The sequence below is a fragment of the Erwinia rhapontici genome, assembly GCF_020683125.1.
In the GTDB taxonomy this organism is placed as follows: domain Bacteria; phylum Pseudomonadota; class Gammaproteobacteria; order Enterobacterales; family Enterobacteriaceae; genus Erwinia; species Erwinia rhapontici.
In genome coordinates this window covers 1,869,771-1,886,030 of sequence record NZ_CP085627.1, presented here as the reverse complement: position 1 = coordinate 1,886,030, position 16,260 = coordinate 1,869,771, and the positions used below count along the sequence as shown (strand labels likewise).

At 56.2% G+C, this 16,260-nt stretch carries 13 protein-coding genes; 3 read left to right on the top strand and 10 right to left on the bottom strand.

All coding sequences use genetic code 11. From position 1 onward, the window contains the following. Positions 1-5 precede the first annotated feature (5 nt). Positions 6-1,007, top strand: coding sequence for a substrate-binding domain-containing protein (locus LJN55_RS09015; RefSeq protein ID WP_227536063.1), 1,002 nt, complete (start codon positions 6-8; stop codon positions 1,005-1,007). Between the two features lie 53 nt (positions 1,008-1,060). Here LJN55_RS09015 and LJN55_RS09010 read toward each other — a convergent pair whose 3' ends face one another. Continuing rightward, entirely contained in the window at positions 1,061-2,131 is a 1,071-nt protein-coding gene (locus LJN55_RS09010) for a LacI family DNA-binding transcriptional regulator (RefSeq protein ID WP_133843067.1), read from the bottom strand. A 265-nt stretch (positions 2,132-2,396) separates the two neighbouring features. Between LJN55_RS09010 and LJN55_RS09005 the strand changes: the two genes are divergently transcribed. Beyond that, complete coding sequence (locus LJN55_RS09005; RefSeq protein WP_133843065.1) at positions 2,397-3,656, top strand: maltoporin; 1,260 nt, start codon at positions 2,397-2,399, stop codon at positions 3,654-3,656. A gap of 80 nt (positions 3,657-3,736) precedes the next feature. On the opposite strand, the gene LJN55_RS09000 is transcribed toward LJN55_RS09005, so the two are convergent. From LJN55_RS09000 to LJN55_RS08975, 6 genes are read right to left on the bottom strand one after another with little or no spacing between them, the layout of a single operon-like run. Next, positions 3,737-4,051 (bottom strand): glucose PTS transporter subunit EIIB, encoded by a 315-nt coding sequence (locus LJN55_RS09000; RefSeq protein ID WP_227536062.1) that lies wholly within the window; start codon positions 4,049-4,051, stop codon positions 3,737-3,739. A 57-nt stretch (positions 4,052-4,108) separates the two neighbouring features. Then, positions 4,109-6,166, bottom strand: a complete 2,058-nt coding sequence (locus LJN55_RS08995) for a beta-galactosidase (protein ID WP_227536061.1) — start codon at positions 6,164-6,166, stop codon at positions 4,109-4,111. Positions 6,167-6,213: 47 nt separating this feature from the next. Then, a complete protein-coding gene (locus LJN55_RS08990; RefSeq protein WP_407647802.1) occupies positions 6,214-7,374 on the bottom strand; it encodes a glycoside hydrolase family 53 protein in 1,161 nt (386 codons plus the stop codon). A 36-nt stretch (positions 7,375-7,410) separates the two neighbouring features. Beyond that, positions 7,411-8,262 carry a sugar ABC transporter permease gene (locus tag LJN55_RS08985; protein ID WP_133843057.1) on the bottom strand — a complete coding sequence of 284 codons (852 nt, stop codon included), beginning with the start codon at positions 8,260-8,262 and terminating at the stop codon, positions 7,411-7,413. A gap of 10 nt (positions 8,263-8,272) precedes the next feature. Beyond that, positions 8,273-9,577: a carbohydrate ABC transporter permease gene (locus tag LJN55_RS08980; RefSeq protein ID WP_167864749.1), complete on the bottom strand. Its 1,305-nt coding sequence runs from the start codon at positions 9,575-9,577 to the stop codon at positions 8,273-8,275. Positions 9,578-9,620: 43 nt separating this feature from the next. Then, the gene (locus LJN55_RS08975; RefSeq protein ID WP_133843053.1) at positions 9,621-10,841 is read right to left on the bottom strand and encodes an extracellular solute-binding protein; all 1,221 of its coding nucleotides are present in this window, start codon (positions 10,839-10,841) and stop codon (positions 9,621-9,623) included. Positions 10,842-11,167: 326 nt separating this feature from the next. Here LJN55_RS08975 and LJN55_RS08970 point away from each other — a divergent pair, with 326 nt between their 5' ends. Continuing rightward, entirely contained in the window at positions 11,168-12,295 is a 1,128-nt protein-coding gene (locus LJN55_RS08970; RefSeq protein ID WP_227536059.1) for an ABC transporter ATP-binding protein, read from the top strand. Between the two features lie 628 nt (positions 12,296-12,923). Here the strand turns inward: LJN55_RS08970 and LJN55_RS08965 are convergent. The 3 genes from LJN55_RS08965 to LJN55_RS08955 form a co-directional block, all read right to left on the bottom strand. Then, entirely contained in the window at positions 12,924-14,351 is a 1,428-nt protein-coding gene (locus LJN55_RS08965; RefSeq protein WP_227536058.1) for a carbohydrate porin, read from the bottom strand. 213 nt (positions 14,352-14,564) lie between these two features. Continuing rightward, the gene (locus LJN55_RS08960; protein WP_133843474.1) at positions 14,565-14,867 is read right to left on the bottom strand and encodes a PTS lactose/cellobiose transporter subunit IIA; all 303 of its coding nucleotides are present in this window, start codon (positions 14,865-14,867) and stop codon (positions 14,565-14,567) included. Beyond that, positions 14,860-16,260, bottom strand: coding sequence for a glycoside hydrolase family 1 protein (locus tag LJN55_RS08955; RefSeq protein WP_227536057.1), 1,401 nt, complete (start codon positions 16,258-16,260; stop codon positions 14,860-14,862). Before LJN55_RS08955 ends, LJN55_RS08960 begins: the two co-directional genes overlap by 8 nt.

The window sequence follows — 16,260 nt, the reverse complement described above, 5'->3', positions numbered from 1 at the left end:
CTGAGATGAAAATAACCTGTGCTTTTGCTCTCGCCGTGATGGTCAGTTCAGCGGCGTATGCCAGCAACGACAACATCACCATTGGCCTGATCACTAAAACAGATACCAACCCCTTTTTCCTGAAAATGAAAGAAGGTGCCATGCTGGGCGCCACCGTCCATGGGGTAAAACTCCTGACGGCGGCAGGCAAAGAAGATGGCGATTATCCGGCGCAAATTCAGGCCATCCAGGAGATGGTGGCGGCAGGAGCAACCACTCTGCTGATCACCCCGAGCGATGCCAAAGCCATTGTGCCCGCACTGGATGAAGTGCGTGCCAAAGGGGTACAGGTCATCGCACTGGACTCCCCGACCGATCCGATGACGGCGGTGGATGCGCTGTTTGGTACTGACAACTATAAAGCCGGGAAGCTGATTGGCGAATATGCCAAAGCCGCCATGCCGTTAAAATTTGCCGGACAGCCACTGAAGATTGCCATGCTGGATTTATCGCCCGGACATTTGGTCGGGGCAAGACGTCATAATGGTTTTATGAGCGGGCTGGGATTAGCGGCAGCAGGTGCCGACTCCAGTGAGCTGTCAGTCACCGCTGAAACCGTCTGTGCCGGTTTTTCTCAAGGCGCCGAGAAGGAAGGCTATGAGGTGATGGCCAGCTGCCTGAAAAGCCATCCTGATATCAACCTGGTGTATACCATCAACGAACCGGCCGCTGCCGGCGCGTACAAGGCCTTACAGGAAGCCGGTAAACAGGCGATGATCGTCTCGGTCGATGGGGGCTGTGCCGGAGTGAACAACGTGCGTTCAGGGAAGATTGCTGCCACAGCGCAGCAATATCCCTTAACCATGGCAGCGATGGGCGTTGATGCAGCAGTGGCTTACGCCCGGCACGGTAAGAAAGTGTCCGGGTATGTGGATACCGGCGTCACGCTTATCGCGGATAAACCGATGCCCGGTCTGGCAAGCAAGGATACCCAGGCCGGGCTGAACGCCTGCTTTGGGGCGAAATAACGCGTGAGCTTCCGGCGGTCGTCGATCCACCGGAAGCTATCACCGTTCAGCCGTCATCCCAGACGGCTGGCAATCAGGCGCAGCTGTTCGGCAATCTGTTTTAAATCCTGCTGCTGCTGACCTGCTGCTGACGTTGAGCTGCGCACCACCAGACGTGCGGGCAGAATGGAGGATGAGCGGCTATGGTCATCCTCGCTGGCCTGTAAAATACGCTGCACTGCCTCTTTTCCCTGTAAGTCCAGGTCCAGCGACACGGTGGTCAGCGAGGGATGGAAAAACGCGCTCTCATACGTGTCATCATACCCCACCACGGACACCTGCCCCGGCACGGTTACGCCCTGCTGATGCAAGGCACTCAGCACGCCTAAGGCCATCTGATCGTTCCCCACCAGCAGCGCACTGAAGTGCGGGGTTTCACGCAGCAGCTGCAAGATGCCGCTGTAGCCGCTCTGCGCATCCCAGTTACCGTGAATAACGCTCACCGGGGCCAACCTGTAGCTCTCCAGTGTCTCCAGCCAGCTCCTGAGCCGCAGCCGCGCCGAAACGGAGTGCTCTGGCCCCGCCAGCAGCGCAAACTCACGGTGCCCCTGCTCGTAGAGGTATTTGACGCTGGCACGGGTGCCATCCGCCGGGTTAAACGAAACGTTAAACACCGAACAATAAGGGTCGACGTCCAGGAACAGGCAAATAATGTCCTGGTTCTCTTCGACGATTTGCTCGGCACAGGCGGTATCCAGCGGAACGTTAATAATCACTTTGTCGACCAGCTGCGATTTCAGCTCGTTGATCGACTCCTGCAAACTTTGATTGACGTTCTCACCGATCATGGCGATCAGCACCTGATACTCCGCCGCGTTGGCGTAGCGCTTAATCGCCGCCGCCACCTGAGAAGGGGCATGGAGAGCCAGAGACGTGGTCACCAGACCGAGCGTGGTGCTCTGTTTTCCCACCAGCTGTTGCGCCAGGCGGTTAGGCACATAGCGCAGTTCCTCTATCGCCTTTGTTACCTTGCTGCGCGTACCTTCCGAAACGTTCGCAGACTTATTCAGCACCCTGGAAACCGTTTGATAAGACACCCCAGCGCGACGGGCGACATCTTCCAAGGTGGCACTCTTTGATTTCATGGTTCGCTTCCCTGTTTACAGATGGCCGGATTGTATCACAGTGCAAATGACGTTCAGGTTAAGTCGGTCACACTGTCAAAAACCCACAGTAAAGTCAGACGTTCACATACATAATTCGGTGATCAACTTCACCAATCGTTACAAATAACGGGTAAATACTTGCACTAAATCACACAATTTCGTTACTCCAATTGCTTCACGCTCATCGTGAGGCGTTTACTGTCGCCATCGTGTGAACGTATGACAAATATAAACAGAGGGTGACATGAACACAAGACTGACAGCGACCGCTGTGGCACTTGCCGCAGCACTGACTTCTCCTGCATTCGCAGCCATCGACAACATTGATTTCCACGGCTATCTGCGCGGCGGTGTGGGCGTTTCGCGCGATGGAGGCATGGAGGAGTGGCAAAAAAATAAGATTGGTCGTCTGGGTAATGAAGCCGATACCTACGGTGAAATCGAACTGGGCAGCGAAGTGTACAAAAAGGATGACGTCAGTTTCTATGTCGACTCAATGGTCAGCATGTTTTCCGACGGCTCCAACGATAATGAAACCACCTTCGGCGACGACGCCCAGTTCGGGCTGCGTCAGCTCAACCTGCAAATCAAAGGCCTGATCCCCGGCGATAAAAACGCCGTCATCTGGGGCGGTAAACGCTACTACCAGCGCCATGACCTGCATATTATTGATACCAAATACTGGAATATCTCCGGCTCCGGTGCCGGTATTGAAAACTACACCTTTGGCCCAGGCGCCGTCTCCGTCGCCTGGATACGCGGTGATGCCAACGATGTTGACTACCGTGCCGACGGCGATAACGACGTGAATATCAACTACCTCGATGTCCGTTACGCTGGCTGGAAGCCGTGGAACGGCGCATGGACAGAGTTCGGTGTGGACTACGCCATGCCGAACCCGACCAACAAACAGAAAGAGTACGGCGAACTGTATGACGCAGATAACGGCGTGATGGTCACCGGGGAAATCAGCCAGGATATGTGGGGCGGCTATCAGAAACTGGTGCTGCAATACGCCAACAAAGGGCTGGCGCAGAATATGATCTCGCAGGGCGGCGGCTGGTATGACATGTGGAACGATACCCGTGATGCCAAAGGCTATCGCGTGATCAACACCGGCCTGCTGCCGATCACTGATCGCCTGTCGCTGAATCAGGTCGTGACCTGGGGCTCCGCCGATAACGTCACCGCGTTCACCGATAAAAGTACCCTGCTCTCCCTGGTCGGGCGCGCCCAGTACCAGTTTACAGACTATGTGCGCGGTATCGGTGAAGCCGGTACGTTTATGCAGAAAGATCAGAACAAAGACGGCAGCGACTACAAACAGGCCGGGCAGAAATATACCCTCGCGCTGGGCCTGGCCGCGGGTCCGGAATTTATGTCACGCCCGGAACTGCGCATCTTCACTTCTTACCTGAATGACTCCGAGCAGGGGAACAGCTTCCAGGACGGCACGGCCAGCAACACCTGGAACTTTGGTGTGCAGGTTGAAGCCTGGTGGTAATGCCCTGATCAACGCCTTCATCATCATTGGATAAGCACTGGATCGTTAATTTGGATAACCGTCACCGGTTATCCATTTTTTTATGGCTGATGGAAATAGTGTGCTTCCATCAGCTGACGCAGACGGTCAGAGCGCGTGCCAAAAATAGCATGCACTTCATGGCCCAGAATCACCACTCCCGTTGCCCCTGCCTGCTGTAATCCGCTGGCATTCACTGCCGCCACCGATTTCACCGTGACGCGCAGTCGCGTGAGGCAGGCATCCACCTGCACGATATTCTCGCGCCCGCCAAAGCAGCCCATTAACTGATCCAGCAGCGCACACTCCGCTGCGTCGGCTTCCTCCGGGGTTTCCTGCCGGCTGAAGTAATGCTTAAACGATTTCAGACTGACCATATACCTCTCCTTTCAGACATAAAAAAAGCGGGCTTGCGCCCGCTGGTGAACAGCTGTTTACAGCGGCGCGCGCAGCACGCGGCAGCCCCACGGCGGCATGATCTGCTCGCCGGAGAGCGGCACACCGTCAATCAGATCGCTGATACCCGCAGGCAGCGTGACCGTCTGCGCCTGCGCCGTGAAGTTTTGCAGGAAGATAAAGCTGGACTCGCCGTCGGTGCGGCGATGCGCGGTCACCCCCGGAGGCAGGTCCACCGCCAGCGCACGTGGCAGCGCCAGCCTGGCAATCAGTGCACCGTAGAAATCCCGATGGAAAGCCTGGTCATTACGTGAGGCGATATACCAGGCCTGCCCGGCGCCCACGGCGTTAACGGTGACCGCGGGTTGGCCGGCATAAAAATCGCTTTGGTAAACGGCCAGCGCGGTTGCCCCTTCCAGATGAATATGTTCGCACAGCTCACGGGCCTGATAGCTGCCGCGCAGGCCCAGCATGTTGCCTTCGACAGCACATACGCCGTTGGTTTCGTCGTCCGTCAGGCTGTCGATCTCTTCCGCCCAGATCCCCAGCAGCGGCCGCAGCGGCCCCGGGAAACCGCCCAGATGGCAGAGGTCGCTTTCATTGACCACGCCCGTCCAGTAGCTGGCGACAAACTGCCCGCCCTGGCGCAGATGTTGCTCCACGCGGGCGGCAAAGCCGTCGCGCACCATATACAGCATCGGGGCGATCACCAGCGCATACCCGCTGAGGTCAACATCGGCATTGATCACGTCTACTGCCACGCCCTGCTCCCAGAAAGTGCGGTAGTGTTCGGCCACCGTGCGCTCATAGTGCAGGCCGGTATTGCGCGGCCCCTGGGCATTGTCCATCGCCCAGCGGCTTTCCCAGTCGAAAACGATCGCCACTTTCGCGTCAACGCGGCTACCCTGCACCGGGGCCATTGCTGCCAGCATCCGACCCAGTTCGCTGACTTCGCGGCCAATACGGGTATCCAGATGCCCGACGTGGTCAATCACCGCACCGTGGAACTTCTCCACCGAGCCGCGGCTTTTTCGCCACTGGAAATACTGCACCGCATCCGCCCCGTGGGCCACGGCCTGCAATGAGGAGAGAATGTGCATCCCCGGTTTTTTCAGCTTGCTGGTGGGCTGCCAGTTGGTCGCCCCCGGCGTCGACTCCATCAGCACAAACGGTTGCCCCTGTTTCAGGGTGCGCATCAGGTCGTGATACATGGCGGTATAACAGGCCAGCGTGGTTTCATCCTGCTCGTTATGCCAGGTCGGGTAGCTGTCCCAGGAGATAAAATCGAGCGGCTGCGACAGCTTCCAGTAATCGTAGTCGTAGAAATACTCCATAAAGTTGGTGGTGGCAGGCAGGTCCGGGTTGGCCGCTTTCAGCGGTTTGATCTCTTCGGTACAAAAGTCGGTGACCTGATCGGTCATAAAGCGCCGCCAGTCGAGATTCAGCCCGTGAATCGACATTTCCCCCTGCGGTGCAGGGGAAACCACCTGCGACCAGTCGCTGTAGGTATGGCTCCAGAAATCACTCCACCAGGCGTGGTTAAGCTGCTCCAGGGTGCCGTAGCGGCGCTGCAACCAGCCGCGAAAGGCCTGCTGGCACTGCCCGCAGTGGCACTCGCCGCCGTATTCGTTGGAAATATGCCAGCCGATCACCGCCGGATGGTGCGCATAGCGCGCCGCCAGTTGGCTGTTGATCGCCCGAACTTTTTGCCGGTACAGCGGCGAAGTCATGCAGTGATTATGCCGCCCGCCGTGCAGCGCAGGCACGCGATCGCGCCCGGTGCGCAACACTTCCGGATACTTTTGCGACATCCACGCCGGGCGCGCGCCGCTGGGTGTGGCCAGAAACACCCGAATCGACCGCTGATGCAGTTTTTCAATCACGTCATCCAGCCAGCCGAAGTCATAGCGCCCCTCTTCCGGCTCCAGTTTCGCCCAGCTGAAGATGCCAACCGACATCACATTGCAGTTCGCCTGCTGCATCATCGCGACGTCATCATCAATGATGCCTGGGGTATGTTGCCACTGTTCCGGGTTGTAATCCGCGCCGTGCAGCAGCGTGTTGACCCCGGCAAAGAGCGGTGGAAATCTAGTCATTGCGGTTCCTCTGAGGTGTCAGTGACACCGGCCCTCAGGCCTGTAAATTAATGAAATACCTGAATTGACGGCAGCACGTTGCCCTGGCAGTCAAACAGCGCCTGGTTTTCACGGGCGTTGCCCTGCTTCCACTCGTCGTGGATATACTTCATGCCTTCCGGCGTCGCCCAGGTGTTACCCGGCACGGCAATCCACGTCGGTTCCCAGTAGACCACGCCCTTACCGCGGTGATTCGGCACCGCCAGCACCGCCTGCATCAGGTCGTGCAGATAGGCCGCCTGCCCCTCAACGGTGGCCGGGTAGCCGCCATCTTTCTCTTCCTTCGCCTGGAAACTGTTTTCGGCGCTGTCGCAGTTTTTCAGCGTGTATGCATAGGCCGCTTCCACCACCATCACGTCTTTCTGATAGCGCTGGCTGATGTCGTCCATATTGGCTTTCAGGGCGCTAATCGGGCCGTTCCAGTAGGTGTACATCGACAGACCAATCACATCGAACGGCACCTGACGGCGGGTGATCTCATCGAACCACCAGCGGAACATGTCATTTTTGGTGCCTTCAGCCAGGTGCAGCATGATTTTGACCTGGCCCGGATCGCTGAGGTTTTCCCGCACGCCCGTGATGCCCGCTTTCAGCAGGCCCGCCAGACGGTCAAACTCCCCACCGTTCTGCCCCCAGCTTTTCCCTTCCGGCCACAGCATGCCGCCGTTCAGCTCGTTGCCAATCTGGACGATATCCGGCAGCACGCCCTCGGCTTTGAAGCGGGCAAGGGTGTCGCGTGTGTAGTCATGCACGCGCGTTTCCAGCTGCGGGAAAGTCAGTTTTTCCCAGGCTTTCGGTTTGAACTGCTTACCCGGGTCGGTCCAGAAATCACTGTAGTGGAGGTCCAGCAGGATCTGCATCCCGGCGGCTTTGGCACGTTTCGCCAGCGCCAGGGTAGTGGGCAGGTCGTTGGTGCCGCCGCCGTAGGCTTTGCCGTTGCTGTCATAGGGGTCAACCCACAGGCGCAGGCGAATAGTATTGATGCCGTTGGCTTTCAGGATGGCAATCGGGTCCTGTAGCTGGTGATGGGCGTTGTAAAATTTCACCCCCTGCTTTTCCAGTTCCGGCAGCGTGGAGATATCAGCCCCTTTGACAAAATCGGCCGGCACCGGGCCGATGGAACGAATCACAGGCGGATTTGCGGCGAAGAGAGGCGTCGCCCAGGCCATTGCCAGGGCGAGTAACAGCGTTTTAGGTGTCATGGTTTATCCCTTTGTACTTCCTGAGGTCAGGCCGGAAACGAAGTATTTTTGCAGCGCCAGATAGAGCACGGCGACCGGTACGGCAATCAGCACCGCCCCGGCGGCGTAAGTGGTATAGCTGGCCCCCATTTTCTGCGAGACCAGGTTGTACAGCCCGATGGGCAGCGTGAACTGATCCGGGCTGCGCAGAATGGTGCTGGAAAGAATGAAGTCCCCCAGCGGGCCTGTGAAGGAGAACAGCGCCACCACCGCCAGAATCGGCTTCGAAAGCGGCATGATGATCTCGATAAAGATACGGAAGTTCCCTGCCCCGTCCATGCGCGCTGACTCATCCAGGTCCTTAGGAATCGCGTCCAGGTAACCCTTCATCAGATAGGTGTTCATCGGGATCATGCCACCAACGTAGATCAGCACCAGCGCCAGATGGCTGTTGATCAATCCCAGCAGCTGCGACAGCACAAAGATGGCAATCAGTGCCGAGAACTGCGGGATCATCTGCAACAGCAGAAACAGCATCAGACCGTTCTGCCGTCCCTTAAAGCGAAAGCGCGAGAATGCATACGCGGTGCAGCTCACGCTGATTAAGGTCAGCACCATGGTAAAGAAACTGATTTTCATCGAGTTCCAGTACCACGTCAGGTACGGCACCGTGCCGTTAAACAGGTCGCGGTAGTGCTGTAACGATGCGTTCTCAGGAATAATCGAACTACTCAGCAGACTGTTGCCCGCATTCAGCGACGCCCCGACCGTCCACACCAGCGGGTAGATAATGATGGTCGAGACCACCAGAACCACCAGCCAGGTGAGCGACAGACGCAGCCATTTTTCACGTTTAATACTGACTGACTTCGCCATAACGGTTCCCTTACGCCATCTCATCTTGTTTAAACGATTTGGTGGCGCGGAACTGCCACAGCGCCAGACCGACCACAAAGATCGACAGCAAAATCGTAATGGTTGCGGCAATCGCATACTGCGATGACGACATGGTCAGCTTGTAGATCCACGACACCAGAATATCGGTGCCGCCTGCGTTTGACCCTGCCACCGCCGGACCGCCGTTGTTAAACAGGTAGATAATGTTGAAGTTGTTAAAGTTGAAGGTGTACTGCGTGATGATGATGGGCGCAATGGCGTACATCACCAGCGGCAGAGTGATGGTTTTCAGACGCGTCCAGGGCCCGGCACCGTCCATCATCGCCGCTTCATACAGATCGTCAGGGATCGCCTGCAATACGCCGGTCGTCATGGCGAACACAAACGGGAAGCCCAGCCAGGTCTGCATCATAATCAGTGCGGTTTTGGTCCAGAACGGATCGGTCATCCATGCTTTCGGCGCAATGCCGAAGAAATCGAGGATCGCATTGTTAATCACGCCAAAACTGTCGTTAAACATGCCGGCAAACACCAGGATAGTGACGAAGCCCGGCACCGCCCACGGCAGGATAAAAATGGTGCGGATCAGCGGTTTAAAACGCAGGTCTTTCTGGTTCACCAGAATCGCCAGCATCACACCCACTGAACATTGCAGCGTGGTGGCCAGCAGCGTCCAGACCACGGTCCATTGCAGCACGTCGAAGAAGGTCGAACGCCAGATCGACAGGGTGAAGATATTGACGAAGTTTTTCAGCCCCACCCAATCCACCAGCTTCGCGGGCGGCGTGTGGTAGAGGTTATAGTTGGTAAAGGCGATGGCGAACCCAAACAGGATCGGGAACACCACCACAAACACCAGCAGGAAAAACCCCGGCGTGATCATCAGGTACGGGAACCCCTCTCGCAGCAGCAGCTGATACTGCTTACGCACCCCGTGCAGCGGTTTGCCTTCGTCACGGCGACAGCCGTTCAGCCAGGCATCGCGCAGCGACAGTCCCCATATCGTCAGGCCAAAGGCGATAATCAGGACGCTGATAATGCCTTCTGCCAGCAAAAAGATGGAGTTATCGCGGGGGACTTCTTCCCCCAGCGTTGCCAGCCCCCACAGCCCGTGCTGGAGGAAGTTATGAAACACACCGTAAAAGCTGGTCAGCAGGATCAGATAGCAGAGCCCTTTTGCCCACTGGCGGTGGTAAAACTGGCCAAAACCGGGTAACAGCGCCAGCAGCACGCCTGCCAGAGCATGCTGGCGTGAGCGCTTGTGCAGCGTCAGTTTTTCACTGGGGGAAATCATCACAGCCTTTTCCTTATTTATTCAAACCGCGAGCGGCAGGGGCTTACTGGTTGCTGGCCTGCATCGCTTCAATCTGCATGGCAATCTGCTTCACCGCATTATCCAGTGCGACCTTTGGCTCCTGCTTGCCTGTCACGCTCAGCTCCAGTGCCGCATTGGCCGGGCCCCACACTTCCTGCATCTCCGGCACACCCGGCATCGCAACGGCACGCGCCGCCTGCACCGCCACCGCATTGGCTTTTTCATCGTTTTTAATCAGCGGGTCATTCATCAGGGCGACGACCGGCGGAATTTCCTGCGTTTTCTGGAAGCGCTCTTTCACATACTGCGGCTGGTTAATAAACTGGATAAATTGCTGCGCCAGCGTTTTATCTTTACTCCAGGTGGACACCACATAGCCTTTCACACCGAGGAAGGAGCTCATGGGTTTGCCGTTAGGCAGCTCAGGCAACGGCGCCACGCCATAGTTGATGCCTGCCGCCTGGTAAGGCTGGAATGCCCAGGGACCATTGATCACCGCCGCCGCTTTTTTCTCGGTAAACAGGGAGTCGATGGCGTTCAGACCGTTGTCACCGAGGATGCCGCTGGGCAGCAGCCCCTGGGTGAAGAAACTCTTGAGATAGCTGACCGCGTCTACGCTGCCCGGTGTGTTCAGCCCGATGTCCAGGGTGTTGAGCCCGCCCTTGCCGTCCTGGCCAAAGATATAACCGCCCATCGGGGCGATAGCCCCCCAGCTGTAATAAATCTGGTCAAATTTTGCCAGCAGGCCATACTGCTTCGCCTCGCGCTGCTTCTGCGAGAAGGCACGGTACTCATCCAGCGTTTTAAACGGCTGCGGCAGCAGATCTTTGTTATAAATCAGCACCAGGGTTTCGACGGCTTTTGGTACGCCATATACCACTTTATTCTGAATAAACGCGGCCATCGCTGATGGGGTATAGGCCGCCTGCTGTGCCGCATCGACAGCCAGCGGTGACAGCAATCCCTGCACCACCGCGCTGCCCAGCTGGTCATTAGGGATCACCAGCACGTCCGGGCCAATCCCCGCCGGGCCATCAAGACGCAGCTTCTCTATCTGCTGGGCAAAGGGCATTTCCTGCACTTTGACTTCAACGTTGTATTGCTTCTGAAAATCAGCAATCGCCGTTTTGATACCTTCGGATTTTTTAATATCTTCCCAGACGGTAAGTTGCTGCGCTGCGTGTGCAGCCTGCCCCAGAGCCAGAGCAGACAGAAGCAGAGTGATGCCGGTTTTGACTTTCATTGCTGACCTCATGTGAAGGTATAACATTTAACTGTTTTTCAATCCGCTGAATTTCCGACCTACACATCGCAAGCCCCATATAGCGTCACTTGCAGAAGGGAGAGTGTCACAGCGCGTGATGTCATACGCTACGCGGAACAGCGTCACTCCTCCACCCTGTTCTCGCTAATATGTGATCAATATTACAGAAATCAAAATCGACTCTAGGGTGCTCTGCATCAGGGGTTTATAGTCAGGCCAGACACCACAAGGGTTGGCGTGTCACAACATAAATTGTAATACGTAATACATTTATTATTTAAATCCCCCTTTCGATGAGGTTCCGCATGTCCAGCATCAGACTGAGAAACGTGTCCAAGCGTTTTGGTAAAACAGAAACGCTCAATAATATTCATCTGGATATTGAAGACGGTGAGTTCACCGTCTTCGTCGGTCCCTCTGGCTGTGGTAAGTCCACCCTTCTGCGGTTGATTGCCGGGCTGGAAGAGGTCAGTGATGGCGAGATCCTGATTGGCGATGAGCTGATGAACGATGTGGCTCCCGCCCATCGCGGCGTGGCGATGGTGTTTCAGTCCTATGCGCTTTATCCGCATATGACGGTGGCCGAAAATATGGGTTACGGGCTGAAAGTGAACGGGGTGGCGAAAGAGAAGATCCGCCATCAGGTGGAGATGGTGTCGAAAACCCTGCAACTCTCCCACCTGCTTGAACGCAAACCCAAAGAGCTTTCCGGCGGCCAGCGCCAGCGCGTGGCGATTGGACGGGCCATCGTGCGTAATCCGCAGGTCTTTATGTTTGATGAGCCGTTGTCAAACCTGGACGCCGAGCTGCGCGTCGATATGCGTCTGCATATCGCCAAACTGCACCAGGAGCTGAAAACCACCATGGTGTATGTGACCCACGACCAGATTGAGGCGATGACGCTGGCGGATAAAATCGTGGTGATGAACTACGGCAAGCTGGAACAGGTGGGGTCACCCATGGAACTGTATTACAACCCGGTGAACCGCTTTGTCGCCGGTTTTATTGGTTCTCCCAAGATGAATTTCCTGCCTGCACGCGTGCAGCACTGCAGCGTTCAGGGGCTGATCGTTACGGTGAATGAGGGGGCGAACACGCTGACGTTGCCTGCACCTGCACGCCTGTTGCAGCCGGGTGAGGAACTGACGCTGGGTATCCGTCCTGAGCATCTGCGCATCAACAGCGATGCGCCGTTACAGCTGGATTTTCACTGTGAGGTGGTCGAACGGCTGGGTAACAATACCTATCTGTTCGGGCAGATTTACGGCTACGACGGCTTTAAGATGCTGCTGCCGGGTGATGTGCATTTCCGCCCTTATCAGATGCTGCGCCCCGCGTTCTATCCGCACCAGTGTATGGTGTTTGATGGCGACGGGCTGCGCATCAGTGCCGATATCCCCTTACCGCAGGACCCGACGCTCATGACGGGATGACCGGAAAAAATGATCACCCCCCTGAGGGATCCCCACTCCTTTTTTTGTTGCTGGCAGTCTGGCTTCAGGTCCGGGGCCAGTCTGAGCACGCCGGAACGGCAACGACCGCATCCCTGCGGGCCTCGGCACGCGACGTCCTGTCGCGTGACGTCCGGCTTACCTCAATCTGGCCCCATCCCCGCAAAAACTGTGCTTGCTGTCGGTTTTAAAAACCCCACCACTTGACGATCTCTGCGGTTTATTTGAATCAGGATTTTGGGTTTTTGGCGGGTTTGGGTGTGGGTTTTGACCTGGCTTTTGACGTTGAGGCGGCATTCAGCAGCGCTGAGGAAGCACAGTGAACCAGGACGAACCGCCAGGACGGCGGTGAGAGGGAGAGCCGGCACACGGATGTGCCGTCACGACCGGTGCGTCGGTGAACGACGCTTGCGAAGGCATCCACGCAGTGGACGCAGCGCCTGCCGCAAAGCCCGGATTCCAAAGGGCGGGGCGACTGCCGCCCTTTGGTCGCTCAGCCCGCGCAGCGGGAAAGCGAAACGCCCTTGACGTTGACGTTGACCTGAACCTGGACCATCGTGCAGACCAGCGTCACTGGTCGCCCCTCTGTTCCCGTTTCATCCGCTGACAATCAGAACCAGGCTTCCCACATCGCACCGACGTTAAAGGAGTCGAGCTGCGTATTATCATCGTTGCCGTTGATACGTGCGGTACGCTTGTTATCCACTTCGCCCCCCGTGACGTAGAAGCGCAGCATCGGACGGAACTCCGGCCCCATATCAATGGAGACGTTCTGCGACAGCGTCAGCTTCCAGCCGTGGTTATCGCCGCCCTGATCGTAATCAACACGCTGATAACCCGCTTCCAACCAGGTGGAGTGCACATCGTTCCACCAGTACATCGGGCGCACGATTGCCCCATAGTTGCGGCGGTCGTCCGTGTTATCCGCTTTATTAGCGTAGTCATGGAAGGCCAGCAGATATTCCACCTGCGCCTGCTGTGTGAACTTGTAGTTCCCCTCAAAGCTGGCATAGATCGTCGTCAGCTCGTCGGTTTTATTAAACACGCTGTTATCGGCGTTGTTGGAGTAACGGGTGATCACTTTGTTCACGCCGTTTTCGCCCGTGTGGCTCAGGACCACACCGCCCTGCCAGGCTTTCAGACGCTCTTCACTTTCCACCGCCTTGGAATCAAAGCCGTAGTTGGCGTACAACTCCAGATCCAGCGGGCCGACCTTCATGCCGTGGATTTTGGAGGTGACCGCATAGTTACCTTTGTCGCCAGTGCCCGAACCGCCGGTACAGCTGATGCGTGACGGGTTGCCATCTTCGTCCATCACTTCAGGATTACAGGACTCTACAGCGGCCACTGTCGCCACATCAAACTTCACGCCGCCGAGTTCGAAGTTTTTCACCCCGGCGCCTTGCCCATCATGGTTCATCCAGAAGTAGTCGTTAATCCCCTGCTGTGGACGCTGGTGGAAATCGCGTCCGGCCCACAGATACGCATTGGGATTCGACTCGAACAGATTCGTGACGCCCGCATAGGCTTTTTTGAGGTTAACCTCATCGCCCCAGTGATCGATCATCACGTTAACGTCCCAGATTGCGCCGTTATCGCCTCTAAAGGCTTTGGAAAGCTGGAACTCACCGCCATTGCCTTCATTGCCCAGACGGCCTATCGCAGAAGAACCATTATAGGAACCGTCGACGCCGACAAACTTCTGGTCACCCCCCTGGAACTGTGCACCGTAGCGAGCGTAGCCCGTGAACTGCACGCCAAACGGAATTGCCTTGTCAGGCGACTGTGCCGTAGTTTGTGGCTCAGTGATCACATCCGCTTTTTTAGCAATGGCACTGTCGGCTTTGGCCTGACGTTCTGCCAGGGCTTTATCGACGGCAGTGTCTATTTTGACCTGACGTTCGGCTAACGCTTTATCCACGGCTCGCGCCACGATGGCGTCGATTTGTGCCTGAGTAAATTCTTGTGCAACGACGGATCCAGAACAAAGGGCTGCCATGACCGCCAGCGTCAAGGGCAATTTTTTAAATATTTTCATAATTATCTCAATATTACCCAGCCGTGGTCTTTGCGCGTCACAATGCCGCGCAAAGACGTGTGCGTGAGCGATGTTATTTTGGATAATAACTGTCTTGTTATGATTTAAATAATACCAACCCCACTACCATAACCAGCAGTTTATTGATAATACACAGAGGTAAAGACGGATTAATATATTCTGGTAATTAATTTCCTCACTGAATGTTTGATTCTATCGCTGATAGAGATGGATAATTTCTTCGGATAATTCACGGGCCAGTAAGGAGGTCATCAGATGATCCTGCGCATGCACCATAATCAAGGTCATCGGCTGCCGGGCTTCTCCGGCATCCTGCTCGATCAGTTTGGTTTGCATCTGATGGGCCTGCCGCGAAAAGCCATCCGCTTCCTGCAACAGGGCTTTCGCCCGGGTAATATCCCCACCACGTGCGGCATGCAGGGCTTCAAAGCACAGGCTGCGCGACTGTCCGGCGTTGACGATGATCTCCATCACTGCCTCTTCTAAATCAATCATCATTATCCCCTTCTTCATTAAATCCATGACGGGCGGCGGTGCGGGCAAACCACTCTCCGCTTTTTTTCACCGTGCGCTGCTGCGTGGCTAAATCGAGCTGTACGAAGCCGTAGCGATTTTTATAACCGTTGCACCATGACCAGTTATCAATAAAGGTCCACATGTGGTAACCGAGGCAATGACTCCCTTCACTGATGCCTTTATGCAGCCACTTCAGATGCTCAGATACAAATTCAATGCGGTAGTGGTCATTAATCTGGCCGTCATCAACAAATCGTTGTTCATTTTCCACGCCCATGCCGTTCTCGGAAATAAAGCAGCGCGGGTTACCATAATTCACACGTAAATTAGTCAGAATATCGTAAATACCCGGCTCATAGATTTCCCAGCCGCGATACGGATTCATTTTACGACCGGGCATCTCGTAATTATCAAATAACCACTCTGGCATAAATGGCGATTGCAGATTCACGGCGCTGTCCCGGCACTTGACGCGGCGCGGCTGGTAATAGTTAATCCCCAACAGGTCGATCTTACCGTCAGCGATTAACGCCCGGTCCCCCGGCTGGCAAACCGGAAGCTGATCGTAGCTTTGCAGCAGGACCATCAGATCGGCCGGATACTCGCCGCGCAACACCGGGTCAAGGAAGCTGCGGTTAAACAGCAGGTCGGCATGGTGGGCCGCTTTCACATCCGCCGGGTTCTGCGAACGCGGATAGGACGGCGTCAGATTCAGCACAATGCCAATTTCCCCCGGGTACTGCCCGGCACGAAATGCACGCACTGCCTGCGCATGGGCCAGCACCGTGTGGTATGCAGCGGTCGCTGCCCGCTTAAAGTCCACTACGTTCGGGTAATGGAAGTCGTAAAGATATCCCCCTTCCACCGGAACAATCGGCTCGTTGAAGGTGAACCAGTGCAGCACGCGGTCACCGAACAACTCAAAGCAGAGGTTCGCATAGCGACTGAAAGCCGCCACCACGTCCCGGCTTTCCCAGCCACCCTGCTGCTGCATCGCCATCGGCATATCAAAATGGAACAGGGTGATAAATGGCTGGATCCCCTGCGCCAGCAGTTCATCAATCACGTTGTTATAGAACGCCACCGCTTCCAGGTTAACCTCTCCCGTGCCGTCCGGTATCAGACGGGACCAGCTCAATGAGGTACGGAAACTGTTGTGGTTGAGCTGCTTCAGCAGGGCAATATCGTCACGCCAGTGCTGGTAAAAGGTCGAGGTATCCTGCGGCCCCACCTGCTGGTGAAAACGCGTTGGCTGTTGGCGGTACCAGGCATCCCAGGTGGTTTCCCCACGAGCGGGCTGGCTTTCCCCTTCGGTTTGCAGCGCAGAGCAGGCGCTGCCCCACCAGAAGTCTTTGGGAAATTGATATTTCAT

Coding starts and splice junctions, on each gene's coding strand:
- LJN55_RS08960 (WP_133843474.1), bottom strand. CDS start 14,867: ATGATTGATTTAGAAGAGGCAGTGATGGAGATCATCGTCAACGCCGGA.
- LJN55_RS09000 (WP_227536062.1), bottom strand. CDS start 4,051: ATGGTCAGTCTGAAATCGTTTAAGCATTACTTCAGCCGGCAGGAAACC.
- LJN55_RS09005 (WP_133843065.1), top strand. CDS start 2,397: ATGAACACAAGACTGACAGCGACCGCTGTGGCACTTGCCGCAGCACTG.
- LJN55_RS08970 (WP_227536059.1), top strand. CDS start 11,168: ATGTCCAGCATCAGACTGAGAAACGTGTCCAAGCGTTTTGGTAAAACA.
- LJN55_RS08975 (WP_133843053.1), bottom strand. CDS start 10,841: ATGAAAGTCAAAACCGGCATCACTCTGCTTCTGTCTGCTCTGGCTCTG.
- LJN55_RS08990 (WP_407647802.1), bottom strand. CDS start 7,374: ATGGCCTGGGCGACGCCTCTCTTCGCCGCAAATCCGCCTGTGATTCGT.
- LJN55_RS08965 (WP_227536058.1), bottom strand. CDS start 14,351: ATGAAAATATTTAAAAAATTGCCCTTGACGCTGGCGGTCATGGCAGCC.
- LJN55_RS08980 (WP_167864749.1), bottom strand. CDS start 9,577: ATGATTTCCCCCAGTGAAAAACTGACGCTGCACAAGCGCTCACGCCAG.
- LJN55_RS08955 (WP_227536057.1), bottom strand. CDS start 16,260: ATGAAATATCAATTTCCCAAAGACTTCTGGTGGGGCAGCGCCTGCTCT.
- LJN55_RS08985 (WP_133843057.1), bottom strand. CDS start 8,262: ATGGCGAAGTCAGTCAGTATTAAACGTGAAAAATGGCTGCGTCTGTCG.
- LJN55_RS09015 (WP_227536063.1), top strand. CDS start 6: ATGAAAATAACCTGTGCTTTTGCTCTCGCCGTGATGGTCAGTTCAGCG.
- LJN55_RS09010 (WP_133843067.1), bottom strand. CDS start 2,131: ATGAAATCAAAGAGTGCCACCTTGGAAGATGTCGCCCGTCGCGCTGGG.
- LJN55_RS08995 (WP_227536061.1), bottom strand. CDS start 6,166: ATGACTAGATTTCCACCGCTCTTTGCCGGGGTCAACACGCTGCTGCAC.